Raw genomic sequence first — 24,466 nt, 5'->3', positions numbered from 1 at the left:
GCTCAGTACGTCCCCGGGTAAGCGCCGCCATCGATCAGAATGTTCTGCCCGATGATGTAACCCGCATGCACGCTGCAGAGGAACGCGCACGTTCTGCCGAACTCGTCGGCATGGCCGAAGCGGCCCGCCGGCAGCGCCTGCGCCCGCTGCGCACGCGCTTCTTCGATCGTGATGTTCTGCGCCTTCGCCTGCGCCTCGAACGTGACGGCGACGCGGTCGGTGTCGAACGTACCCGGCAGCAGGTTGTTGATGGTGACGCCCGTCGACGCGACTTTGCGCGCCACGCCCGCGACGAAGCCGGTCAGCCCCGAGCGCGCGCCGTTGGAGAGGCCGAGCACGTCGATCGGCGCTTTCACCGACGAACTCGTGATATTGACGATGCGGCCGAAACCGCGGTCGATCATGCCGTCGATGGTGCGCTTGATCAGTTCGATCGGCGTCAGCATGTTCGCTTCGAGCGCCTTGATCCACATGTCATGCGTGAAGTTGCGGAAGTCGCCCGGCGGCGGCCCGCCCGCGTTGTTCACCAGAATGTCCGGCTGCGGGCACGCGGCGAGCGCGGCGGCGTGGCCGGCGGGCGTGGTGATGTCGCAGGCGACGGCCTGCACGTCGACGCCATATTTCGAGCGGATGCTCTCGGCGGTCGCTTCGAGCGTCTCGGCCGTGCGCGCCGTGATCACCAGATTGACGCCCTCGGCGGCGAGCGCTTCCGCACAGCCGCGCCCGAGTCCCTTGCTTGCTGCGCACACGAGCGCGGTGCGCCCTGCAATTCCCAGATCCATCGTCCATCCTCCATGTCGTCGTTGAGTGTTCGAATAGTTGGCCCGAAGCGCGATGCCCGATGTGCTGCATAAAGGCAATGCGTTGCGCGCTTCGAAACGCCTCTCGCGCATTCTAGAAGAATCGGGGCTGCAACGTCGGCGGCCGGCGAAGCGCGCCGCCACAGCCAAACAGCGAACGATTATTCCTAAACGACGCCGGCCTTTTCGGTAAACTGTCGCCACTGCCTCATCCGGCGCTTTCGCATGCGCGCCGCGCTCATCACCCAGGCAGGACCATCACCCGAGCAGGACGCGCATCGCGCGAGACCCATGAAACAAGACAGCCGCTTCCCGAATCTCTTCATCCTCAATCACCCGCTGATCCAGCACAAGCTCACGCACATGCGGGACAAGGACACGTCGACGCGCACGTTCCGCGAGCTGCTGCGGGAGATCACGCTGCTGATGGGCTATGAAATCACGCGCAACCTGCAACTGACGACGAAGCGCGTCGCCACGCCGCTCGTCGAAATCGATGCGCCGGTCATCGCCGGCAAGAAGCTCGCGATCGTGCCGGTGCTGCGCGCGGGCATCGGCATGTCGGACGGCTTGCTGGACCTGGTTCCGTCGGCGCGCGTCGGGCATATCGGCGTGTATCGCGCGGACGATCATCGTCCGGTCGAGTATCTCGTGCGCCTCCCGCCCGATCTCGAAGAGCGCGTGTTCATCCTGTGCGATCCGATGGTCGCGACCGGTTATTCGGCCGTTCACGCCGTCGACGTGATGAAGCGCCGCAACGTGCTCGACGAGAACATCATCTTCGTCGCGCTAGTCGCCGCGCCGGAGGGCGTGAAGGTGTTCCAGGACGCGCATCCGGACGTGAAGCTCTACGTGGCGTCGCTGGATTCGCATCTGAACGAGCATGCGTATATCGTCCCCGGCCTCGGCGATGCCGGCGACCGCCTGTTCGGCACGCGCAACTGACGCGCTCTCGCCCTTTAGCGCTTCGCCGCCTTGCCCGCGCCGCCGCACGCCCGTGCGGCGGTGTCGTTTTCATCGTCCATTCGGCCAGGCGGAGGCTGCCGCCGCTTGGGGCCATGATAAAATTTCGGTCTGTTCCTAATCGGTAAATCGGGCGCCCGAGCGCCCGGCGGCGCGTTCAAGAGACGCCCCGAGCGAAGCGCGCGTTACCGACGGAAGCCAGCTTGCCGCCCGACCGCGCAACCCCGCGCGAAGCCAGGCGGCGCGGACACATTCAGCACGCACAGCACATTTGGCGCTCGGTTTCTTGCCGCGCGCGACGGAGAAAGGTAATGGCGGGTCATTCGAAATGGGCCAACATCAAGCATAAGAAGGCCGCGGCCGACGCCAAGAAAGGCAAGGTCTGGACGCGCCTCATCAAGGAAATCCAGGTCGCGGCACGCATGGGCGGCGGCGACATCGATTCGAACCCGCGCCTGCGGCTCGCCGTCGACAAGGCCTACGACGCCAACATGCCGAAGGACAACATCAACCGCGCGATCCAGCGCGGTGTCGGCGGCGTCGATGGCGCGAACTATGAAGAGATCCGCTACGAAGGCTATGGCATCGGCGGCGCGGCGATCATCGTCGACACCATGACGGACAACCGCACCCGCACCGTCGCGGAAGTGCGCCATGCTTTCTCGAAGTTCGGCGGCAACATGGGCACGGACGGCTCGGTGTCGTTCATGTTCGATCACGTCGGCCAGTTCCTGTTCGCGCCGGGCACGTCCGAGGACACGCTGATGGACGCGGCGCTCGAAGCCGGAGCCGACGACGTCGTGACGAACGAAGACGGCAGCATCGAAGTGATCTGCCCGGCGAACGATTTCCAGAAGGTGAAGGACGCGCTGGAAGCCGCGGGCTTCAAGGCCGAACTCGCCGAAGTGACGATGAAACCGCAGACGGAAGTCGAATTCAGCGGCGACGACGCGGTGAAGATGCAAAAACTGCTCGACGCGCTCGAAAATCTCGACGACGTGCAGGAAGTCTATACAAACGCCGCGATCAACGACGCGTGATCGCGCGCCGCGGCCGCCTGCCCGCGATGGCAGGCATATTGGGAACGCCTTTCGCTTGACTCGACGCTTGGGAAGGCGCGTGACGCAGCCGATGTCCGCGCGAGCCGCCTTCGTTTTGCCGTGTCTTGTCCGCGCCCGCGCGCCTTGCGCGCCGTCCGGTGCGCCGCCACTGCTTTAACACCAGTTTTTCGGGGATTCAAATGAAGTTACTCGTCGTCGGTTCCGGCGGTCGCGAACATGCGCTGGCATGGAAGCTCGCGCAGTCGCCGCGCGTGCAGATGGTCTATGTGGCGCCCGGCAACGGCGGCACCGCGCAGGACGAGCGCCTGCGCAACCTCGACATCACCGACCCGGCGGCGCTCGCCGATTTCGCCGAGAAAGAGCACATCTCGCTGACGGTCGTCGGTCCGGAAGCGCCGCTCGCGGCGGGCATCGTCAATCTGTTCCGCTCGCGCGGGCTCAAGATCTTCGGCCCGACCAAGGAAGCCGCGCAGCTCGAAAGCTCCAAGGACTTCGCGAAGGCGTTCATGAAACGCCACAACATCCCGACCGCCGAATACGAAACGTTCACCGACGCCGCCGCCGCGCACGCCTACATTGACGCAAAAGGCGCGCCGATCGTCGTGAAGGCGGACGGTCTCGCGGCCGGCAAGGGCGTGGTCGTCGCGATGAACGCGGAAGAAGCGCACGCCGCCGTCGATTCAATGCTCGCCGACAACCAGTTCGGCGATGCGGGCGCGCGCGTCGTGATCGAGGAGTTCCTGACCGGCGAGGAAGCGAGCTTCATCGTGATGGTGGACGGCAAGCACGTGCTGGCGCTCGCCTCCAGCCAGGACCACAAGCGCCTGCTCGACGGCGACAAGGGCCCGAACACGGGCGGCATGGGCGCGTATTCGCCCGCGCCGATCGTCACGCCGCAGCTGCACGCCCGCGTGATGCGCGAAATCATCTTGCCGACGGTGCGCGGCATGGAAAACGAAGGCATCCGCTATACCGGTTTCCTGTACGCCGGCCTGATGATCGACGCGAACGGCAATCCGAAAACGCTCGAATTCAACTGCCGAATGGGCGACCCGGAAACGCAGCCGATCATGGCGCGCCTCAAGGGCGATTTCTCGAAGGTCGTGGAAATGGCCATCGACGGCAAGCTCGACGGCGCGGAACTCGACTGGGACCGCCGCACCGCGCTGGGCGTCGTGCTGGCCGCGTACAACTATCCGGACACGCCGCGCAACGGCGACCGCATCAACGGCATTCCGGCCGAAACGGACAACGCCGTGACGTTCCACGCGGGCACGACGCTCGCTGACGGCAAGTTGACGACGTCCGGCGGCCGGGTGCTGTGCGTCGTGGGCCTGGCGGATTCCGTGCGCGGCGCGCAATCCGTGGTCTACGATACAGTCAACCAGATCTCGTTCGATGGCATGCAGTACCGCCGCGACATCGGCTATCGCGCGCTCAATCGCAAGCAGGCCGACCGCCACGGCTGACAGGCGTTCGCAACTCACGCGACACCGTGCTGCCGGACCTCGTGTCCGGCAGTGTTTTTAAGCGCATCTCTTACCTACGCGCCAGCCGGCTGGCGCAGTGCATCGATCGATGAGTGAACCGAACCGCAGCGCGGACAACCAGGCACGACACGACGCATCGCCCGACCTTACGGCTGTGCGTGAGTATCTGACGGGCCTTCAGGCTTCTATCGCCGATGCGCTCGGCGCGTTCGACGGCACGCCGTTCGCCACCGACGCCTGGTCCCGCGAGCCCGGCGCGCATCTGCGCGGCGGCGGTGTGACGCGCATTCTCGAGGGCGGCGGGTTTTTCGAGCGTGGCGGTATCGGTTTTTCGGATGTGCAGGGCGACGCGCTGCCGCCGTCGGCGAGCGCGGCGCGGCCGCAACTCGCGGGGCGCGGCTTCGAGGCGATGGGCGTGTCGCTCGTGCTGCATCCGCGCAATCCGCACTGCCCGACCGTGCACATGAACGTGCGCATGCTGACCGCGCTGAAGGACGGCGAAACGCCGGTTTTCTGGTTCGGGGGCGGCATGGATCTCACGCCGATCTACGGCTACGAAGAAGACGCGGTGCATTTTCATCGCGTATGCCGGGATGCGCTGCAACCGTTCGGCGCGGATCTGTATCCCCGTTTCAAGACGTGGTGCGACGAGTATTTTTATTTGAAGCACCGAAACGAAGCGCGCGGCATCGGCGGGATTTTTTTCGATGACTTCTCGGAACCCGGCTTCGAGCGCTCGTTCGCGATGATGCGAAGCGTCGGCGATGCGTTCCTGAAAGCGTATCTGCCGATCATCGAGCGCCGCCGCGACACGCGGTGGACCGAGCGCGAGCGCGAGTTCCAGGCGTACCGGCGCGGCCGCTATGTCGAGTTCAATCTCGTTTTCGACCGCGGTACGCATTTCGGGCTGCAAAGCGGCGGACGCACGGAGTCCATTCTCATGTCGATGCCGCCCGTCGCGAACTGGCGGTACGACTGGCAACCGGAACCCGGCACGCCGGAAGCGCGGCTCTACCGCGATTTTCTGGTGCGCAGGGAATGGCTGTGACCGGGGCTTCGAATCACGACGGCGCGAACGCGCTCTGCGTGAAGCGCATCGGCTTGCTGGGCGGGACGTTCGATCCGATCCACACCGGCCATCTCGCACTCGCGCGGCGCTTCGCGGACTTGCTGCAACTGACCGAACTGGTGCTGCTGCCGGCGGGCCAGCCGTGGCAGAAGGCAGGCGTGTCGGCGCCGCATCATCGGCTGGCGATGACGCGTGCGGCGGCGGCATCGCTCGATATGGGCGGCGTAACAGTCACCGTCGCGACCGAGGAAATCGAGCGCAAAGGCGCCACCTACACGGTCGATACGCTCGCTCACTGGCGCGAGCGCGAAGGCGCGAAGGCTTCGCTCGCGCTGCTGATCGGCGCCGACCAGCTCGTCAAGCTAGATTCGTGGCACGACTGGAAGCGGCTCTTCGATCTCGCGCACGTGTGCGTCGAAACCCGGCCGGGCTTCGATATCGGCACGCTGCCCGCCGAAGTCGCCGCCGAGGTGACCGCGCGGCGGGCGTCGCCCGAAGTCTTGCGCAACTGCGCGCATGGGCACGTGCTGATCGACGAGACGCTCATGATCGACGTATCCGCGACGGCGATTCGTCAAGCGGCAAACACAACGGCGGGCGCAAGCGTCAGCGACGCGCGCGCCCAGGTCCCATCCGCCGTATGGGACTATATTGTTCAACATCACCTGTACCAACGGTAATTATGGAACTTCAAAAGCTTCAACGCGCGATCATCGACGGTCTCGAAGACGTCAAGGCGCAAGACATCAAGGTGTTCAACACGACCCACCTGACGTCGCTGTTCGACCGCGTGGTCGTGGCGAGCGGGACGTCGAACCGGCAGACCAAGGCGCTCGCCAACAGCGTGCGGGAAAAGGTCAAGGAAGCGGGTGGCGACATCATCAGCACGGAAGGCGAAGACATCGGCGAGTGGGTGCTGGTCGATTGCGGCGACGCGGTCGTGCACATTCTCCAGCCGGCGCTGCGCCAGTACTACAACCTCGAGGAAGTCTGGGGCGACAAGCCCGTGCGCGTGAAGCTGCAAAAGCCGAGCATGTTCGGCGGCGCACGCGTCACCGCCGATGCGGACGAAGACGAGGACGAAGATCAGGACGACGCACCGGCAGTCAAACGCCCCGCTCGCAAGACCACGCGCAAGCAGGCATAAAAAGCGTCTTCATGAAGCTGGTCATCCTTGCCGTCGGACACAAGATGCCCGACTGGATCACGAATGGCTTCGACGAATACGCGAAGCGCATGCCGCCCGAGTTGCGCATCGAGCTGAAGGAGATCAAGCCCGAGCAGCGATCGTCGGGACGCAACGCAGAGAGCGTGATGGCTGCGGAGAAGCAGCGTATCGAAGCCGCCTTGCCGAAGAACGCGCGCGTCGTCGCCCTCGACGAACGCGGCCGCGACTGGACCACGATGCAACTCGCCAACGCCCTGCCCGGCTGGCAGCAGGACGGGCGCGATGTCGCCTTCGTGATCGGCGGCGCGGATGGGCTTGCGCCCGAAGTGAAGGCTCGCGCGGAAATCATGCTGCGCGTGTCGAGTCTGACGCTGCCGCACGGCATGGTGCGCGTGCTGCTCGCCGAGCAGCTTTACCGGGCGTGGAGCATCACGCAGAATCATCCTTATCACCGCGCTTGAGCCTTCCCATTAGTTGGACGCCGAAGGCCGCGCGCTTCGAACTTCCAACTATCCGATGTCCGCTCAATCCAACGTCTATCCCTACGTCTATCTCGCCTCGCAAAGCCCGCGTCGACAAGAGTTGCTGAGGCAACTCGGCGTTCGTTATGAACTGCTGCTGCCGCGCCCCGATGAAGACGCCGAAGCGCTCGAAGCCGAACTGCATGGTGAATCCGCCGATGCGTACGTCGTGCGCGTCTGTGCGCTCAAGGCACATGCCGCGCGTGATCGTCTGCTTGCAGGCAAGCATGCACCCGCACCGATTCTCGTCGCCGATACGACCGTGACCATCGACGGCCACATTCTCGGCAAGCCCTTGCATGAGGACGATGCCGTCGCGATGCTCGAGCGTCTCGCCGGACGCGAGCATGAAGTGCTGACCGCGATCGCCGTCGTCGATGCGCAAGGCGCGTTGCTCCAGCCGGTCTTGTCGCGTTCGACGGTGCGCTTCGCCCCTGTCGAACGTGCTGCGCTGCAACGCTATGCCGCCACTGGCGAGCCGCTCGGCAAGGCCGGCGCGTATGGCGTACAGGGCCGAGCGGCGGAGTTCATCGAGCGAATCGACGGGTCCTATTCAGGTATCATGGGTTTGCCCCTTTTCGAAACCGCAGCACTCTTGCGCGTGGCGCGCGTCGAATTCTAAACAGGCCATGAACGAAGAAATCCTGATCAACGTCACACCGCAAGAAACCCGCGTCGCACTGGTTCAGCAAGGCGCCGTTCAGGAACTTCACGTGGAGCGCACGCTGTCTCGCGGGCGCGTCGGCAATGTGTATCTCGGCAAGGTCGTACGGGTGTTGCCGGGCATGCAATCGGCGTTCATCGATATCGGTCTCGAGCGCGCGGCGTTTCTTCATGTCGCCGATATCTGGCATCCGCGCATCGCGGGCGAGCCGCATGGATCGGGTACGCACGTGCCGATCGAAAAGATCGTGTTCGAAGGACAGGCGCTCATGGTGCAGGTCGTGAAGGACCCGATCGGCACGAAAGGCGCGCGGCTTTCGACGCAGGTGAGCATTGCCGGACGCACGCTCGTGTATCTGCCGCAGGAGCCGCATATCGGCATCTCGCAGAAGATCGAAAGCGAGGCGGATCGCGAGGCCGTGCGCGCGCGCCTGACCGCCGTGCTGCCCGCCGACGAGAAAGGCGGCTATATCGTGCGCACGATTGCCGAAGACGCGTCGAGCGAAGAGTTGGCCGCCGATGTCGCCTACTTGCGCAAGACCTGGGCGACAATCGTGACGCAGGCTCAGCGCGTGCCGGCGACGACGCTGCTCTATCAGGATCTGAATCTCGCGCAACGCGTGCTGCGCGACTTCGTCAACGACGAGACGACGCGCATTCAGGTGGATTCACGCGAGACCTATCAGATGCTCGCGGACTTTGCGGCCGAATTCACACCAGCGGTGGCGTCGCGGCTGCATCACTACACGGGCGAGCGGCCGCTCTTCGATCTGTACAACATCGAAGCGGAGATTTTGCGGGCGCTCTCGCGGCGCGTCGATCTGAAGTCGGGCGGCTATCTGATGATCGACCAGACCGAAGCGATGACGACCATCGACGTGAACACGGGCGGCTATGTCGGCGCGCGCAACTTCGATGACACGATCTTCAAGACCAACCTCGAAGCGGCGCATACGATCGCGCGGCAACTGCGGTTGCGCAATCTCGGCGGGATCATCATCATCGATTTCATCGACATGGAGAATGTCGAGCATCGCGATCAGGTCCTGGGTGAGTTGAAGAAGGCGTTGTCGCGGGACCGGACGCGCGTGACCGTCAACGGTTTCTCGCAGCTCGGGCTGGTGGAGATGACGCGCAAGCGCACGCGGGAGTCGCTGGCGCATGTGCTGTGCGAGCCGTGTCCGACGTGTGAGGGCAAGGGGCAGGTGAAAACGCCCCGGACCGTGTGTTATGACGTGCTGCGCGAAATCATGCGCGAATCGCGGCAATTCAATCCGCGCGAGTTTCGGGTGGTGGCGTCGCAGCAGGTCATCGATCTGTTTCTCGAAGAAGAGTCCCAGCATCTGGCGATGCTGATGGACTTCATCGGGAAGCCGGTTTCGCTGCAGGTGGAGTCGAATCTGAGTCAGGAGCAGTATGACATCGTGTTGATGTGACGACTGCCCCGCTTCGTCCGTCTAAACTGCCCGCGTTTCCCCGCTCTCCTTCGGCGCGGCGCTGATCAATATCCCGATAAGAAACACGAACAGGTTGCCCTCGGTGAAGTTCAGAAGCAACGAGTTCGCGAGACAACCGAGCACGAACGCAAAGAGATAACCCTGCGCGATACTCCGCGCAGGCTCGACGAGGCGTTGACTCGCTCGCGCCACCGCGACCAGAAACCATACGAAGAGCGCGACGCCGATCAGCCCGAGTTGCACGCCCATCAGGAAGAACTCGTTGTGCGGATTGCCGGCCATGGCCGCGCGTCCGCCCGTCTGCATGCTCGCAAGCCGCTCGAACTGCGTGCGCACGCTGCCCACGCCGAAGCCGGCGATAGGCCGCTCCGCGATCAGCGCGAGGCTGCGGCGGTAAAACTCGATACGCACGCCCATCGACGTGTTCTTGTTCTGCGTTTCGAACTGGGTGATCTCCTGGGCCGTGTCGGCAAGGCGCGAATCCTTGCCGTACATCACGAAGGCCCCGACGCACAGGCAGACGATGATCGCTCCGACGCCCGCAATCCAGCGTGTGCGCTTGTCGTATCGGCGGAACTGCGCTGCGTGCATCACGAGATAGATGGCGATGTACGCGATCGCCACCACTTGCCCCGTGCGCCCTTGAAGCACGAACAGGACGTTGACCATCGCCAGCACGGCAACGAGATACAGCGCCTTGCTCGCGACCGCGTGCTTCGCCGACTTCGCCAGCGATGCCGCGAGGCAAACCAGAAACGCCATCATCAGGCCGCCGGAGATATGGTCCTTGAAGACCCACGGCCGCGTTATCGCGTCCGTGCCGTGCACCGGCCCGACCGCCGTCCAGCCGAGGTAGTTCGTGTAGGTCAGGATCATCGTCAGCACGAGCGACGCAAAAAGGCCCCACACGGCGACGCTGGCCCATGCCGTGGACTTATCGTCGGCAAAGACGAGATAAAGCAGCGGGATGAACAGCAGCTTCCTGTACTTCATCAGGAAGTCGACCGCCTCGTTCATGCCCGGCGACGTGTACGCGAGGCTCAATGCGAGCGCGATGAACAGCACGAGCGCGGCCAATGCCGCGGGCGACCGGGCGCGCAAAGTACGCGCACGCCGCCATACTTCAGGCGATATCAGAGCCAGCACCGCGAATACCGCGGAGCCGACGTTCACGCCTGCCGTCGAAATGGGCACGAGGCAAAGCGTCAGGATGGCGAACCATTTCGCCGCGACCAGCTGGTAAGACTCGCTACCCGAGCGGCCCAGTTTCGAGTTATATGTGACTTGCATTATTTGTTTCCGGTACCCCGAACCTTCATCTCGCGCCACGCAGATAAAAATCAGCCCGGCTTCGCAGGGCTTCGTCCGAATAGATGGCTTCCACCGTGCGTCGAGCTTGCTTTCCGACCGCTTCACGCAACGCGCGATCGTTCAGCAGCGTGCTGACGAGACCGCGCGCTTCGTCGGTGCTATCGAACAGAAAGCCGTTCTCGCCATGGCGAATCCATTCGGCATAGCCTCCGCGCCGGTGACATACGACGGGCAGTGCGCACGCCATCGCTTCGAGCACGACCCGCCCGAACGTCTCGACATGCGCGCCGGTCCGATAATAAAAGACATCGAGGCTGTGCAGGAAGCTGACTGCGGGCAACGCGCCTTCGGGCAGGATATGAATAGCCGGAGCATTCGCCAGCGTTTCGCCGGTTGCCGCGCGCAACGCGGTCGCGCCCTGCAGTCGTATCTCGGCGCCCTCGCCGGCCCAGGCCCGGTAAAGCGCGATGTCGTCGAGATCGTGCTTGTCGAGCGTGTCGCGGCTCAGGCGCCCGACGACCGGACGCCCATCAGTTGGACGCTGTTGCGGGGCGGGTGAGAACTGCACGATGTCGATGGGCGACGGCTGCACTTCGCCGTCGACGCCCAGCAGCTTTCGCTGGAACTCGGAGATGAACACGTATTCCGTGCGCGGCCAGCGCAGCATCGACGGATGTGTCGCGGTCAGCGAGAGGAGCTTCGGATGGAACGTGTTGAACACGTAGATCAGGCGCTGTGGCGCGCGGGTGAGATACGGCCACAGCTTATTGCGCCAGTGCGAGCCGACGAATACGAACGTCCCGCCATTTGGACGATGCCCCGCGCCGAGCCCGATTCGCCGTATGCCATGGCGGCGCGCAAGCTCCGGCGAACAACGAGCCGACGGCGACCACAACGTGAGATCGCTGCGATCGCGCAACAGGCGGGCGAGATGCAGGGCTTCCTGCTCGCTGCCGCCGTTCTCATTCATGAATCCGTTGATGAGGTGGATGGTCGGCTTAGGCACTGCGTTAGGCATCCCAGCTGGAAGTTGATAAACGCGTGACGATCGAATTCACGATGAACGGCGCGGGCGCGGTAAAGGCAGGCGCGACACGCCGATAAACCGCCTCGGTCGCATCGATGAAGCGCTCGTCCGAGAACTCGCTTATTGCCTTGACGTACGCGCGCGCGCCAATCGCCGGCAACTGGCTGCGAGCCGCGATGATTGATCGCAGCGTGGCGCTGAGGGCCTCGACGTCGCGCGGCTCGACGATCCAGCCGTTCTCGCCGTCATCGACGTTTTCGGGCAGCCCGGCGTAGGAAGTCACGATGACGGGCTTGGCCATCGCCATCATCTCGCGGCACGCGAAGGACACCGCTTCCACTGCGAACGACAGCACGAAGCCCACGTCGAACGTGGCGATGTAGTCCGCCACATTCTCCACGAATCCCGCAACATGTACATGATCCCGCATGCCGAGCGAATCGATGCTTTGGTTCTGCTCGTCGTTCGGCTCGGTGCCCACCACGACCACCATCACCTGCGCGCGCAAGTCCGCGGGAAGCGCGGCCACCGCCGCGATCATGTCCATGGTCCCTTTATACGAATCGAACCCGCTAATGGTGCCGATAACCAGACGTTTGGCGCACTCCTTTCCCAGCATCCTCTCGCGCTTCACGGCGGCAACGGCTGTATCGCGCGGCGCGAACTTGACAAGGTCGACGCCGTTCTTCACTACCGTGAGCGGACAGCGTCCATAAACCGACCCGCGCACGAGTTCCGCAGTCGAATCGGCCACCGCGATGACTTCGTCGGTAGCGAGCGTCGCCCGGAGCCGGGTCAGGAAGTCGCGCTTGATGGCAATTGAGTTGTGCTTCGTAAAAACGATCCCCGGCCGGGGTTTCTTCCACCACAACATGACGAGCAGCAACAAACGGTGATCCGGCGAGCCGTTCGCGTGGATGACATCGAAGCGCTCGCGTTCGATCAACGTGCGCAATGTGCGCCAGGCGGCGCGCATTCGCGGGAAGTCCTTGATCTTGGCGGGAAAACTCATCGGCACGGCGGTCACGCCCGGCAGCGCGCGGGCATGGTCGAACAGCCGGCTCGAGCCGGGTGCTGCAATAAACACCTGATGTCTCACGGACAGAGCCCGTGCAATCGCGACGATATATGTGTCGTGGCCGCCACCGCGGCCATCGTGAAAATTAGTAAGAAGTATCTTCAAGAACGCTCAACTACAGAATCAATGGCCGCAAGCGTCTGTTCAACGGACGGCGGAGCGCCTTCATCGCCGATCGAGACACATAAGCCGGGGACATCTACACCAAAATGCGGCCGCGAGGTCGCGCTAAAAATCATCACCGTCGGCCGGCGCAGTTCGCTCGCCAGATGCACGAGGCCCGTATCCGTTCCGACAACCAGCGCGGCCAGCGCGATGTGCTGCGCCATCTCCTCGATGCTCAGTTTCGGCAGCACCCGCGCGCCGGCGACGTCTTGCGCAATCGCTTCGGCGTCGCGGCGCTCGGCATCGGAACCCCACGGCAGAAGCGGCGTCATGCCCCGCGCGACGAGCGACTGCGCCACCGCAATCCACTTGTCGATTGGCCACTTCTTTTCTGCCTTGGACGTCGCGTGAAAGAGCAAGGCGAACGGCACGTCTTTCGTCACGGGAAGCGGCGCGGCGGGCTTCGGAATGGCAAAGACGCTGGGCGGAGCGGCGTCGATCGCATAGCCGAGCGTGTCAGCCAGCGTCTGGCGCATGCCGCGCCACGCGTTCGCATCGTGACGAGGCGCGAACCGATGCGTATAGGCAAACGCAGCGCCGCGCTCGCCCAGATTGACGTTCGCGTAACCGAAGCGGCGCTTCGAACGGGCGAGAAACGAGATGATCGCGCTCTTGTAGACGCCGTGCAGGTCGAAGACGGCGTCATAGCGTTCGCGCCGCAAATCGGCAATCGACGCCCAGATGGCCTTCAGATCGTCGAGGTTGCGGGCCTTCTTGAAGCGGCGCAGCGGCGCACACAGCACCCGCGCGACGCCCGCATTCCAGCGCGGTATGTCGGCGAAATTCTCGTCGGTCGCCCAGTCGACCTTCAGCCCCGGAAAAGCGCGATGCAGATCACCGACGACCGCCTGTGCCTGGATCACATCGCCCAACGAACTGACCTTGACTATCAAAACTCGCTTCATTCTGCGATCGCTTGCATGTTGGAAACTGCTCGTTCGACAAAGGCGAGTTGTGGAATGGAACGCAGCCGAACGGCGTTACGCCGCCTGTTGCTGATACTGAATGCGATGCAGATGGGCATACAGGCCGCCGAGCCGCAGCAGTTCGGCATGACTGCCCTGCTCCGCGATCTTGCCCGCTTCCAGCACGAGGATGCGGTCAGCGCGCTCGATCGTCGACAGCCGGTGCGCGATGACGAGCGTCGTGCGGCCCTTCATCAGCGTTTCGAGCGCGGACTGCACGTGCCGCTCTGACTCGGAGTCGAGCGCCGACGTCGCTTCGTCGAGGATCAGGATCGGGGCATCCTTATAGATGGCGCGCGCGATGGCGAGCCGCTGACGCTGGCCGCCCGACAAGCGCATGCCGTTGCCGCCGATCAAGGTATCTATGCCATCGGGCAGCGAGCCAATGACATCGGAGAGGTTGGCTGCGGCCAGCGCCGCCAGCACGCGATCGCGATCCGGAACGGTGCCGTAAGCAACGTTGGCAGCGATCGTATCGTTGAAGAGCACGACGTCCTGGCTGACCATCGCGATCTGTGCGCGCAGATCATGCAGCGCGTATTCGGTGATCGGGGCGCCGTCGACGAGCACCTGGCCGCCGGCCGGATCGAAGAAGCGCGGCAGCAGGTTGACGAGCGTGGTTTTGCCGCTTCCGGACGGCCCCGCGAGCGCCACCATTTCGCCCGGCGCGACCTTGAACGAGACGTCGTCGAGCGTGGCGCGTTCCTGCGTGCCGTAGTTGAACGACACGTTACGGAACTCGATGCGGCCTTCCGCGCGTGGAAGCGGGCGCCCGCCTCCGGCCGGCTCCGGCGGTTCATCGATAAGACCGAAGATCAGTTCGGCCGCCGTCACGCCGCGCTGCAGCGGCTGGTTCACGTCGATCAGATGTTTGAGCGGCGAGATGACGAGCAGCATCGACGTGACGAACGCGACGAAGCCGCCGACCGTCGTCTGGTCGCTCGCGGATTGCAGCACCGCAATCGTGATGACGACGGCGAGCGCGATCGAAGCAAGAAACTGCGTCAGCGGCTGCGCAAGGCCGCCGGACACCTGCATGCGCATCGCGTAGCCGCGCAAGCGGCCGCTCATCTCGGAGAAGCGCCCCATCTCATACGGCTCGCCGTTGTGCACCTTCACGACCTTGTAGCCGCCGACCGTCTCTTCGACGATATACGACAGCTCGTTGGTCAACATCTGATGCTCGCGGTTCAGCCGCCGCAAGCGCCGGTTGATCTTCGAAACGAGCCAGCCGATGGCCGGCAAAATGACCGCGACGATCAGCGTGAGACGCCAGTTGAGAATGAACAGGTAGCCGAGCAGGAACACGACGGTCAGCGAATCGCGCACCAGCGTCACGACGACGCCGGACAACACCTGCAGGATCTGATTGACCTCGAAGACTATCGCGTTGATGACCGTGCTCGCCGTCTCACGCTGAAAAAAGCCGGCGCTCGTGTGGATCATGCGGTCGAACATCTGCAGGCGTAACTGCAGCAGGATCTTGTTCGATACATAAGAAAGGAAGTAGCCGGCAGCATACTGCGCGGTGCCGCGCACCAGCGCGAGGCCGATCACCGCGACAGGCACGATCCACCTCGCCTTGTCGCTGCTCTTCGTGCCGAAACCATGATCGAGCAGCGGCTTGAGCAGCATCGGGATGCCGGCCTCGCTCGCGGCGACGAAGCCCATCGCAAGGAGACCGAGGAGCACGAAGCCCATGAGCGGCCGCAGATACGGCCAGAGCCGCCGCATGACGGCAGTGGACGATGAGTTCTCGCCCTCGCCGATGGTCTTTCTTAATGTCTGCTTCTCGCTCAAATGATCCTCTGCCGTTGCGTTGTCCCGGCGCGCGCGCCGCCAGCCGGGCGAAGAACCGCGCCGGGCGGCATGGCCCCGCGCCACAACAATCCGCCATTGTAAACCGTTGGCTACCCGCGACTCATCCCGGCGCAAACGTAAATCTCGACCGATGGTCTTAAAATACGCGCCACGGTCCACTCGGCTTCAATTCATGACGCACGCCAGCCTCGGCATCGCCATCATCACGTACAACGCGGCTGCACGGCTCGCGCAATGCCTCGACTCCGTTTCCTTCGCCGACGATATCGTCGTGATCGACGGCGGCAGCACCGATGCGACCGTGGATATCGCCAAGGCGCACGGCGCGCGCGTGCTGATCCGGCGCGAGTGGCCGGGCTTCGGGCCGCAGAAGAATCGCGCGCTCGATGCGCTGTCGACGGACTGGGTGCTGTCGATCGACGCCGACGAAGTCGTGACGCCGGAACTGGCTGCGTCCATCCGGGCCGCGATGGACAATCCGCGCGCCGATGTGTATGCAGTGGACCGGTTATCGAGTTTCTGCGGCCAGTGGATCAGGCACAGCGGCTGGTATCCCGACTGGATTCCGCGCCTCTTCAAACGGGGCTGCGCGCGCTTTTCGGATGATCTCGTGCATGAGCGCCTCGTCGTGCAGAGCGGAACGCCCGTCGCGCGGCTCGAAGGCAAACTGTTGCACTACTCTTACGAAGACTTCGAAACGGTGTTGCGCAAGCTCGACGCTTACTCGACGGCCGGCGCATTGCAGCGCCATGCCGCGGGCAAGCGGGGAAGTCTCGGCATTGCGATCACGCGCGGACTCTGGGCGTTCGTCAGGACTTACGTGCTGCGGCGCGGTTTCCTGGACGGGCGAGCGGGCTTCATGATCGCCGTCTTCAACGCGCAGACCGTGTATTACCGCTTCGTCAAGCTCGCGCGCCTGAACGAAGCGGCCGATCAATAAACAATTTCGATCTCGCTCCCCGCGAACTCCCCGCGTAACGCGGTGATGAGTTCGTCGGTCGGTTTCACGCGCCAGGCATCGCCGAGCCGCACTTCGCCTTCGGCGTGCTCGCTGCGATACACGATGCTCACGTTCAGCCCGTTCGGAATCGGCGCCTGTTGACGCGAGCGCCCGTTCTCGCGCGACGGCGCCGCGACCGGAGCCGCAGGCGCCTCCGCCCCCGCCGTATGCGCTTCCAGCACGCGCTTGAGACGCAGCGCATCGGCGTTGCCGTTCATCTCGACCTTCACCGACTGCGCATAGCGGCTGCGGGCGCGTTCGAGGTCCATCGCGGTATCGACGGTAAAGCGAATGCCGCCCGTGAACGCATCGTTGCGCGCCTGGCCCTGGACGACGAGCAGTTCATCTTCCTTGAACAGCGCCTTGTTCGCTTCGAACTGCTCGTTGAACACGGTCACTTCGCACTGGCCGGTGCCATCGTCGAGATTGACGATCAGCATCTTGCCGCGCTGGGTCATCTGGGTGCGCAACGAAGAAATCACGCCCGCCACCAGCTTGTCGCGCCCTTCCTTCAGTTCGCCGATCTTCTGACGCACGAAGCGCCGCACTTCGCCCTTGTACGCATCGAAAAGATGGCCCGAAAGGTAGAAACCGAGCGCCGTCTTCTCTTCCTGCAGACGCTTCTTGTCCGACCACGCGGGTTCATCGACGTATTCGTGCTTCGCGAGCGGCGCGTCGCCCATGTCGAACAGGCCGGCCTGCATCGCGTTGGCGGCGGCCTGATCGGCGGCTTCCATCGCCATCGGCACGGACGCGAGCAATTGCGCGCGATTCGCGTGGACGGTGTCGAACGCGCCGGCGCGAATCAGCGCCTCCACCGTCCGGCGATTTACGACGCGGCGGTCGATGCGCTCGCAGAAATCGAAGAGATCGACGAACGGACCGTCTTCGCGTGCGCGCAGGATTTCTTCGATGGCGTTCTGGCCGCTGCCCTTCACCGCGCCGAGACCGTAGCGGATGGTCCTCGAACGCTTGCCGTCGGCTTCCGCGACCGGCTCGAAGCGATACGCCGAACGGTTGATGTCCGGCGGCAGCACGGCCATGCCGTTGCCGATGCAATCCTCGAAGAGGATCTTCACCTTGTCGGTGTCGTCCATGGCGAGCGACATGTTCGCCGCCATGAATTCCGCCGGATGATGCGCCTTGAGCCACGCCGTGTAGTACGCGAGCAGCGCATACGCCGCCGCGTGCGACTTGTTGAAGCCGTAGCCCGCGAACTTCTCCATCAAATCGAAGATTTCGTCGGACTTCGCGCGCGACAAACCGTTCTTCGCCGCGCCCTCGGCAAACAGTTCGCGATGCTGCGCCATCTCCTCGGGCTTCTTCTTTCCCATCGCGCGACGCAGCAAATCCGCGCCGCCGAGCGAGTATCCGCCGATGATCTGCGCCATCTGCATCACCTGCTCCTGATAGACCATGATGCCGTAGGTCTCTTGCAGAACAGGTTCGACGCGCGGGTCCGGATACTCGACGATCTCCCGCCCGTGCTTGCGCGCGCAGAAGCTCGGTATCAGATCCATCGGCCCCGGACGATACAGCGCCACCAGCGCGATGATGTCCTCGAAGCGGTCCGGCTGCGCGTCCTTCAGCATGCCCTGCATGCCGCGGCTTTCCAGCTGGAACACGGCGACGGTGTTCGCCTTCTTGAGGATCGTGAACGAAGCGGGATCGTCCAGCGGCACCTGCGCGAGACTCCAGTCCTTCTTCGACGGATCGAGCCGGCGAATGTAACGTTCAGCCCAGTCCAGAATCGTGAGCGTGGTCAGGCCCAGAAAGTCGAACTTGACGAGGCCGACGGCTTCCACGTCGTCCTTGTCGTACTGGCTGACGACGCCGCCGTCCTCGCCCTGCGTATAGAGCGGGCAGAAATCCGTGAGCTTGCCGGGCGCGATCAGCACGCCGCCCGCGTGCATGCCGACGTTGCGCGTCAGCCCTTCCACGCGCTGCGCGAGTTCGAGCAGCTGATGCACTTCGTCTTCGGAATCGAAGCGCTCCTGCAGCGTCGGCTCTTCTTTCATCGCATCCGCGATGGTCACGTGCTTGCCCGGCTTGAACGGAATCAGCTTGGCGATGCCGTCCGTGAACATGTAGCCGAGATCGAGCACGCGGCCGATGTCGCGCACTGCCGCCTTCGCGGCCATCGTGCCGAAAGTCGCGATCTGCGAGACGGCGTCCGCGCCGTACTTGCCCTTCACGTATTGAATGACGCGGTCGCGCCCTTCCTGACAGAAGTCGATGTCGAAGTCGGGCATCGACACGCGTTCCGGGTTCAGGAACCGCTCGAACAGGAGGTTGTAGCGCAGCGGGTCGAGGTCCGTAATGCCGAGCGCATACGCGACGAGCGAACCCGCGCCCGAGCCTCGGCCGGGCCCCACGGGCACGCCGTTGTTCTTCGCCCACATGATGAAGTCGGCGACGATCAGGAAGTAGCCCGGGAAGCCCATCTTGATGATCGTGCCGCACTCGAAGTCGAGCCGCTTGTAGTACGTCTCACGCTGCGCTTCGCGCGCGCCTTCGTCGGGATAAAGCTGTGCGAGCCGCACTTCCAGCCCTTCCTTCGACAACTGCACGAGGTAGTCGTCGAGCGACATGCCATCGGGCGTCGGGAAAAGCGGCAGCTTCGGCTTGCCGAGTTCGAGCGTGAGATTGCAGCGCTTCGCAATTTCGACGGTGTTTGCGAGCGCCGACGGGATATCCGCGAACAGCGCGCACATCTCGTCCTGCGTGCGGAAATACTGGTCCGTCGTGAAGCGTTTCTGACGGCGCGGATTCGCGAGAATGTCGCCTTCCGAGATACAGACGCGCGCTTCGTGCGCGGTGTAGTCGTCGGGGGTCATGAACTGCAGAGGATGCGTCGCCACCACGGGCAAGCCGAGCTTCGCCGCGAGCGCGACGGCTTCCTGGATATACGCCTGTTCGCCCGGCTGGCCGGCGCGCTGCAGTTCGATATAGAACGCGTTCGGAAAGAGTTTCGCCCATCGCCCGGCGTGGCGCTCGGCGCTCGCTTCGTTGCCCGCCGCGAGCGCGAGACCGATGTCGCCGCCCTGCGCACCCGACAGCGCGAGCAGTCCCTCGGCCAGCCCTTCTTCGAGCCATTCGACCATCACTTCCGCGCGCCCGCGATACTGATTCGTGAGCCACGCGCGGCTCAGCAATTCGCACAGATTCAGATAGCCGGTCTTGTCGCGCACGAGCAAAAGCAGGCGCGAAGGCTTGTCGCGATCGTCGGGATTCGTGATCCAGACATCGCAGCCGGCGATCGGCTTGATGCCCTTGCCGCGCGCTTCCTTGTAGAAGCGCACGAGACCGAAGGCGTTGGCGAGATCGGTGAGCGCGAGCGCGCCCTGACCGTCCTTCGACGCGGCCTTGACGACGTCGTCCAGCCGCACGATGCCGTCGGCAATCGAGAATTCGGAGTGGACGCGGAGATGAACGAAGCGGGGATCTGACATGGCCGACATTGTACATCCGGGTCATCGCAAAAACCCTCGGCCAGGCCGCGTTAGCCGAACGGACGAGGTGCTCGGCGCGGTCGAATTTGCGCACGCGCAAGGCTTCGCGCCAGGCGGCGCACGCCCCGCTCGAATCGACCGCGCCGTTTGCGGGATAATAGAGGTTTCGCGCGGCCGCCCGCTGCCGCGTCTGTCTCGTTTCTACGCGTTTCGCCGTCTTTCATCATGAACATTCTGAATCTCTCCGCCTATAAATTCGTCACCATCGAGGACGGCGCCGCCTGGCGGCCGCTCGTCACCGAACGCTGCAACGCGCTCGGCCTGAAGGGCACGATCCTGCTGGCGCCGGAGGGCATCAACCTGTTCATTTCGGGGCCGGTCGCGCAGGTGCGCGAGTTCATCGACTACATCCGGACCGACGCGCTTTTCGGCGGCCGTTTCGCCGATTTGCAGTTCAAGGAGAGCCTGTCGGACACGCAGCCGTTCCGCCGCATGCTGGTCAGGCTCAAGCGCGAAATCATCACGATGAAGAAGCCCGCGATCAGGCCCGAACTGGGCCGCGCGCCTTCTGTCGATGCCCCCACGCTCAAGGCCTGGCTCGACCGCGGCCACGACGACGCGGGCCGCCCGGTCGTGATGCTCGACACGCGCAATGCGTTCGAAGTCGATGTCGGCACGTTCGACAACGCGCTCGACTATCGCATCGCGAAGTTCAGCGAGTTTCCGGAAGTGATCGAGCAGAACCGCGCCGATGTGGAAGGCAAGACAGTGGTCTCGTTTTGCACCGGCGGAATTCGCTGCGAAAAGGCTGCGATTCACATGAAGGAAGTGGGTATCGAGCATGTCTATCAGCTCGAAGGCGGCATCCTGAAGTACTTCGAGGAAGTGGGCGGCGCACATTACAACGGCGACTGCTTCGTGTTCGATTACCGCACGGCGCTGAACCCGAACCTCGAGCCGACCGAGACGGCGCAATGTTTCGCGTGCCGCGCGGTCGTGAGCGTCGAGGACCAGCAATCGCCCTATTACAAGGCGGGCGAGGCTTGCCCGGCCTGCCACCCCGAAGCGAAGGCGGCATAACCGCCTGTACATGACCTATCGCGGCCGCTTCGCGCCCTCGCCGACCGGCCCGCTGCATGCGGGATCGCTCGTGAGCGCGCTCGCGAGTTATCTCGATGCACGCGCGCACGGCGGAAGCTGGATCGTGCGAATCGAGGACGTCGATGCGCCCCGCACCGTGCCCGGCGCCGCCGACGATATTCTCGCGACGCTCGGCGCTTTCGGCATGCATTCCGACGAGCCGCCCGTCTGGCAAAGCCGGCGCAATGCCGCCTACGCGAAGGCGTTCGAAGCGTTGCAGGCGCAACACCTGATCTATCCGTGCGGCTGCACGCGTCGCGAGATCGCGGATTCGCTCGTGCATGCCCACGCGCGTCACGCGACGCTGGCGTATCCGGGAACCTGCCGTACGGGCCTGAATGGCCGCCCCGCCCGCGCCTGGCGTTTGCGCGTGCCGGACGGCGATGCGGCGTGCATTGCGTTCGTGGATCGCTGGCAAGGGCCGCAGTCGCAGAATCTGGCGACCGAAGTCGGCGATTTCGCGCTGAAGCGCGCGGATGGCTTGTGGGCGTATCAACTGGCCGTCGTCGTCGATGACGCCGACGCGGGCATCACGCACATCGTACGCGGCGCGGACCTGCTGGATTCGACCGGGCGTCAGATCTATTTACAGCGATGCCTCGGCGTGCCGACGCCGTCGTATCTGCACGTGCCGGTGCTCAACAACGAGGCTGGCGAAAAGCTCAGCAAGCAGACCGGCGCGGCGCCGCTGAACCGCGACGCTCCGCTCGACGCGCTCGTGCAGGCGGCGCGGCATCTCGGCATCAATGCATCGTCGGCCCGCACGCTCGATGGCTTTTACGCCGCCGCGACGGACGATTGGGCGCGGCGCTTCGCGCGGTAGGCAAAAAAAACGGCAGCTGTAAGAAGCTGCCGTTTTTCGTCGATCAGGACGTCTTTCGCGGCATGCCAAGCCCGCCCAGCAACGCCGCGAGCGGCTGCTTGGACGTGCTCTTGCGCTCCGGTTCAGGCGTCTCTTCCTGCCGCTTCATCGCCGATGGCGACGGCTCATACGGCTTCAGGAAAAATTCGTCGATGGGCTGCTGACGCCCGCGCGGCCGGTCGTACGAACTCGAGCCCGGCGAAGTGCGCCGGCGCGATCCCGCGTCTTCCCGCGCGCTATGACGATGCTCCGTGCGCTCGCCGCGCGCCGGACGCTCGTCGCGCCGTGCGCCGTCGCGACGAGCGGGCGCCGTCACATGAAGCGTCTGCACTTCGAGCGGACGCTTGATGAGCTTCTCGATGTCGGCAAGCTGCTTGCGCTCGTTGGCGCTGCAGAGCGACAGCGCATCGCCCGATGCGCCCGCGCGCCCCGTGCGGCCGATGCGGTGCACATAATCCTCGGCGTTGAACGGCAGATCGAAGTTGATCACCGCCGGCAGCTCGGCGATGTCGAGACCGCGCGCCGCCACATCGGTGGCGACGAGCGCCTCGATCTCGCCGCGCTTGAAGGCATCGAGCGCCTGCATGCGTTCGCCCTGCGTGCGGTCGCCGTGGATGGCGGTCGCCACGATGCCGTCGCGCTCCAGCACACGCGCAAGCCGGCTCGCGCCGATCTTGCTGTTGCAGAACACGATCACCTGCTTGAGCTCGCGCTCGCGGATGATCTGCGCCACCGCGCCAGATTTATCGCTCTCGTGCACCTCGTAGACGATCTGGCGTACGTTCGCGTTCGTCGAGTTGCTGCGCGCGACCTCGATCGTCTGCGGGTTGCGCAGATACGTCGCAGCGAGTTTCTTGATTTCAGGCGAGAACGTCGCCGAGAAGAGCAGCGTCTGACGTTCCTTCGGCAGCAGATTCAGGATGCGCTGCAGGTCCGGCAGAAAGCCCATGTCGAGCATGCGGTCGGCCTCGTCGAGCACGAGCATCTGCACCTGACCGAGGTTGAGCGTCTTCTGCTGGACGTGATCGAGCAGCCGGCCCGGCGTCGCGATCAGAATTTCGACGCCGCGGCGCAACGCCTCCGATTGCGGATTCATGTCGACGCCGCCGAACACGACCGTGCTGCGCAGCGGCGTGTGCTTCGAGTACGTCTGCACGTTGGCGGCGACCTGATCGGCGAGTTCGCGAGTCGGCGTCAGCATCAGCGCGCGCACCGGATGGCGCGCCGGCGATGCGCTCGTGTTCGCCATCGGCAAAAGGCGCTGGATGATCGGCAGCGAGAAGCTCGCGGTCTTGCCGGTGCCGGTCTGAGCCGCGCCCATTACGTCGCGGCCCGCCAGGACGACGGGAATGGCTTCGGCCTGGATCGGCGTGGGCGTGGTGTAGCCGGATTCGCTCACCGCCCGGAGGATGTCGGCGGACAGGCCGAACTGGTCGAACGTGAGCGCGGCCTTGGCTTGTTCGGTGGGCGTGGTCGTGGCGACGGAATCAGACATGGTGACTTTATTGGCTTTCGCTAAAGGGTCCGCTCGATGCGGCGCGCGTAACGGACGGTTGGGATGGTCCGGTCGGTCACGCGTGAATGTTTCGATGACGCGAAAAGGTCCGCGACGTAATGTGCAAGAGGTTCAGCGCCCGGTGTGCGCGCGTTGCAATCCGCGGGCCGGCCGGTGCGTCGCAGCTTGCGCTTCGCTGCGGCACGACGAACGCCTTCGATGGAACACCGCTTCGATGACGCTCTCGCGACACCGGACACGCGTTGCCGCGCACCAGGCGAAACGGCGTTCTGCCGCTGCTTGCCCGCCGGGCGCTGCACGCGATTTACTCGCCATCGCAGCCGCCAGGTCATTGCCGGGAAACCGTGCATTGTAGCACCGGCCCGGAAAGCGCTCCGGCCCTTCCGCGCGGCGCGTCCGTGTCATTTCGCCCGGGCCTGGCAGTCCGCGAGCAGCGGCGGCGAATCTTTCGCGGCGGTATCGTCGTACAGATTCGCCTGCGGACCCTTAGTCCACCAGACGAAGCGATCGGCGACGTACCTCGCGCCCGAACTCGCCATCACGCTGACGAACAGCAGCTTGCGCCCGTCGACGGTCAGTGCGGCGAAGCTCTGCCGATTGCGGGTGTTCGTGTACTGCACCGACACGGTCTTGCCGTCCTTGCAGTCATAGCGCGTGGTTTGCGTCGATTCGGCCTGAATCTGCGGAACCGTGAGCGGCATGGCGAGCGCGGTGTGTGCGGCCATGCCGGCGATAGTGAATGTGAGAAAGCGCTTCATGTGAATCATGGATCGATGACTTCCGCACAAGCGTCGGTTGGCGCAGCCGCAACATGGCCGACCACCGGCACGATTTTCAGCCCCGCCGATACGATCCGGCACGGCGCGGCTGCCAGTCCGCAGCCCGACAGTCCCACGCATGCCGCGACGAGCGCGGCCAGCCCCAAGCGTTTCACCCT

General features: G+C 64.2%; 22 protein-coding genes. 12 read left to right on the top strand and 10 right to left on the bottom strand.

Annotated features, from left to right (window positions below):
* Positions 1-2: 2 nt before the first annotated feature.
* The gene (locus BG57_RS05690; protein ID WP_035960864.1) at positions 3-782 is read right to left on the bottom strand and encodes an SDR family oxidoreductase; all 780 of its coding nucleotides are present in this window, start codon (positions 780-782) and stop codon (positions 3-5) included.
* 309 nt (positions 783-1,091) lie between these two features.
* On the opposite strand from BG57_RS05690, the gene upp reads away from it, so the two are divergent.
* The 9 genes from upp (at position 1,092) to rng (ending at position 9,171) form a co-directional block, all read left to right on the top strand.
* Entirely contained in the window at positions 1,092-1,745 is a 654-nt protein-coding gene (gene upp, locus BG57_RS05685) for a uracil phosphoribosyltransferase (RefSeq protein WP_035960862.1), read from the top strand.
* A 329-nt stretch (positions 1,746-2,074) separates the two neighbouring features.
* A complete protein-coding gene (locus BG57_RS05680; RefSeq protein ID WP_035960859.1) occupies positions 2,075-2,803 on the top strand; it encodes a YebC/PmpR family DNA-binding transcriptional regulator in 729 nt (242 codons plus the stop codon).
* A 200-nt stretch (positions 2,804-3,003) separates the two neighbouring features.
* Positions 3,004-4,293 carry a phosphoribosylamine--glycine ligase gene (purD, locus tag BG57_RS05675; RefSeq protein ID WP_035960855.1) on the top strand — a complete coding sequence of 430 codons (1,290 nt, stop codon included), beginning with the start codon at positions 3,004-3,006 and terminating at the stop codon, positions 4,291-4,293.
* Between the two features lie 109 nt (positions 4,294-4,402).
* Positions 4,403-5,362: an oxygen-dependent coproporphyrinogen oxidase gene (gene hemF, locus BG57_RS05670; RefSeq protein ID WP_035960850.1), complete on the top strand. Its 960-nt coding sequence runs from the start codon at positions 4,403-4,405 to the stop codon at positions 5,360-5,362.
* The gene (locus BG57_RS05665) at positions 5,353-6,063 is read left to right on the top strand and encodes a nicotinate-nucleotide adenylyltransferase (protein ID WP_081850837.1); all 711 of its coding nucleotides are present in this window, start codon (positions 5,353-5,355) and stop codon (positions 6,061-6,063) included. The genes hemF and BG57_RS05665 overlap by 10 nt, the downstream gene beginning before the upstream one ends.
* 2 nt (positions 6,064-6,065) lie before the next feature.
* A complete protein-coding gene (rsfS, locus tag BG57_RS05660; protein WP_035960848.1) occupies positions 6,066-6,530 on the top strand; it encodes a ribosome silencing factor in 465 nt (154 codons plus the stop codon).
* 11 nt (positions 6,531-6,541) lie between these two features.
* On the top strand, positions 6,542-7,012 hold the full coding sequence (gene rlmH, locus BG57_RS05655) for a 23S rRNA (pseudouridine(1915)-N(3))-methyltransferase RlmH (RefSeq protein WP_035960846.1): 471 nt from the start codon (positions 6,542-6,544) through the stop codon (positions 7,010-7,012).
* A gap of 55 nt (positions 7,013-7,067) precedes the next feature.
* Positions 7,068-7,694 (top strand): Maf family protein, encoded by a 627-nt coding sequence (locus BG57_RS05650; protein ID WP_035961185.1) that lies wholly within the window; start codon positions 7,068-7,070, stop codon positions 7,692-7,694.
* 7 nt (positions 7,695-7,701) lie between these two features.
* On the top strand, positions 7,702-9,171 hold the full coding sequence (gene rng, locus BG57_RS05645; RefSeq protein WP_035960843.1) for a ribonuclease G: 1,470 nt from the start codon (positions 7,702-7,704) through the stop codon (positions 9,169-9,171).
* Between the two features lie 21 nt (positions 9,172-9,192).
* Here rng and BG57_RS05640 read toward each other — a convergent pair whose 3' ends face one another.
* The 5 genes from BG57_RS05640 to msbA all read right to left on the bottom strand — a co-directional run bounded on the left by BG57_RS05640 (position 9,193) and on the right by msbA (position 15,472).
* A complete protein-coding gene (locus BG57_RS05640; protein WP_052005640.1) occupies positions 9,193-10,482 on the bottom strand; it encodes an O-antigen ligase family protein in 1,290 nt (429 codons plus the stop codon).
* Positions 10,483-10,507: 25 nt separating this feature from the next.
* The gene (locus tag BG57_RS05635; protein WP_229753813.1) at positions 10,508-11,473 is read right to left on the bottom strand and encodes a glycosyltransferase family 4 protein; all 966 of its coding nucleotides are present in this window, start codon (positions 11,471-11,473) and stop codon (positions 10,508-10,510) included.
* A 40-nt stretch (positions 11,474-11,513) separates the two neighbouring features.
* A complete protein-coding gene (locus BG57_RS05630) occupies positions 11,514-12,713 on the bottom strand; it encodes a glycosyltransferase family 4 protein (protein WP_075583088.1) in 1,200 nt (399 codons plus the stop codon).
* Complete coding sequence (waaC, locus tag BG57_RS05625; protein ID WP_035960830.1) at positions 12,710-13,678, bottom strand: lipopolysaccharide heptosyltransferase I; 969 nt, start codon at positions 13,676-13,678, stop codon at positions 12,710-12,712. Before waaC ends, BG57_RS05630 begins: the two co-directional genes overlap by 4 nt.
* 75 nt (positions 13,679-13,753) lie before the next feature.
* Complete coding sequence (gene msbA, locus BG57_RS05620; RefSeq protein WP_371875838.1) at positions 13,754-15,472, bottom strand: lipid A export permease/ATP-binding protein MsbA; 1,719 nt, start codon at positions 15,470-15,472, stop codon at positions 13,754-13,756.
* A 259-nt stretch (positions 15,473-15,731) separates the two neighbouring features.
* Here msbA and BG57_RS05615 point away from each other — a divergent pair, with 259 nt between their 5' ends.
* The gene (locus BG57_RS05615; protein ID WP_035960828.1) at positions 15,732-16,499 is read left to right on the top strand and encodes a glycosyltransferase family 2 protein; all 768 of its coding nucleotides are present in this window, start codon (positions 15,732-15,734) and stop codon (positions 16,497-16,499) included.
* Here BG57_RS05615 and dnaE read toward each other — a convergent pair.
* Positions 16,493-20,020: a DNA polymerase III subunit alpha gene (dnaE, locus tag BG57_RS05610; protein WP_035960825.1), complete on the bottom strand. Its 3,528-nt coding sequence runs from the start codon at positions 20,018-20,020 to the stop codon at positions 16,493-16,495. The two genes, BG57_RS05615 and dnaE, sit on opposite strands and share 7 nt — an antisense overlap.
* 216 nt (positions 20,021-20,236) lie before the next feature.
* Here dnaE and BG57_RS05605 point away from each other — a divergent pair, with 216 nt between their 5' ends.
* Both BG57_RS05605 and gluQRS read left to right on the top strand, forming a co-directional pair.
* Positions 20,237-21,091: a sulfurtransferase gene (locus tag BG57_RS05605; RefSeq protein ID WP_035960821.1), complete on the top strand. Its 855-nt coding sequence runs from the start codon at positions 20,237-20,239 to the stop codon at positions 21,089-21,091.
* Positions 21,092-21,101: 10 nt separating this feature from the next.
* Positions 21,102-21,974 (top strand): tRNA glutamyl-Q(34) synthetase GluQRS, encoded by an 873-nt coding sequence (gene gluQRS, locus BG57_RS05600; RefSeq protein WP_035960814.1) that lies wholly within the window; start codon positions 21,102-21,104, stop codon positions 21,972-21,974.
* 43 nt (positions 21,975-22,017) lie between these two features.
* Here the strand turns inward: gluQRS and BG57_RS05595 are convergent, their stop codons facing one another.
* The 3 genes from BG57_RS05595 to BG57_RS05580 form a co-directional block, all read right to left on the bottom strand.
* On the bottom strand, positions 22,018-23,508 hold the full coding sequence (locus BG57_RS05595) for a DEAD/DEAH box helicase (protein WP_035960812.1): 1,491 nt from the start codon (positions 23,506-23,508) through the stop codon (positions 22,018-22,020).
* Between the two features lie 422 nt (positions 23,509-23,930).
* Complete coding sequence (locus BG57_RS05585) at positions 23,931-24,296, bottom strand: MliC family protein (RefSeq protein ID WP_229753815.1); 366 nt, start codon at positions 24,294-24,296, stop codon at positions 23,931-23,933.
* On the bottom strand, positions 24,293-24,463 hold the full coding sequence (locus tag BG57_RS05580; protein WP_174447188.1) for a DUF6726 family protein: 171 nt from the start codon (positions 24,461-24,463) through the stop codon (positions 24,293-24,295). Before BG57_RS05580 ends, BG57_RS05585 begins: the two co-directional genes overlap by 4 nt.
* Positions 24,464-24,466: the final 3 nt, after the last annotated feature.

This window comes from Caballeronia grimmiae, from assembly GCF_000698555.1.
Lineage (GTDB): Bacteria > Pseudomonadota > Gammaproteobacteria > Burkholderiales > Burkholderiaceae > Caballeronia > Caballeronia grimmiae.
This window is presented reverse-complemented; position numbering and strand designations above follow the sequence as displayed.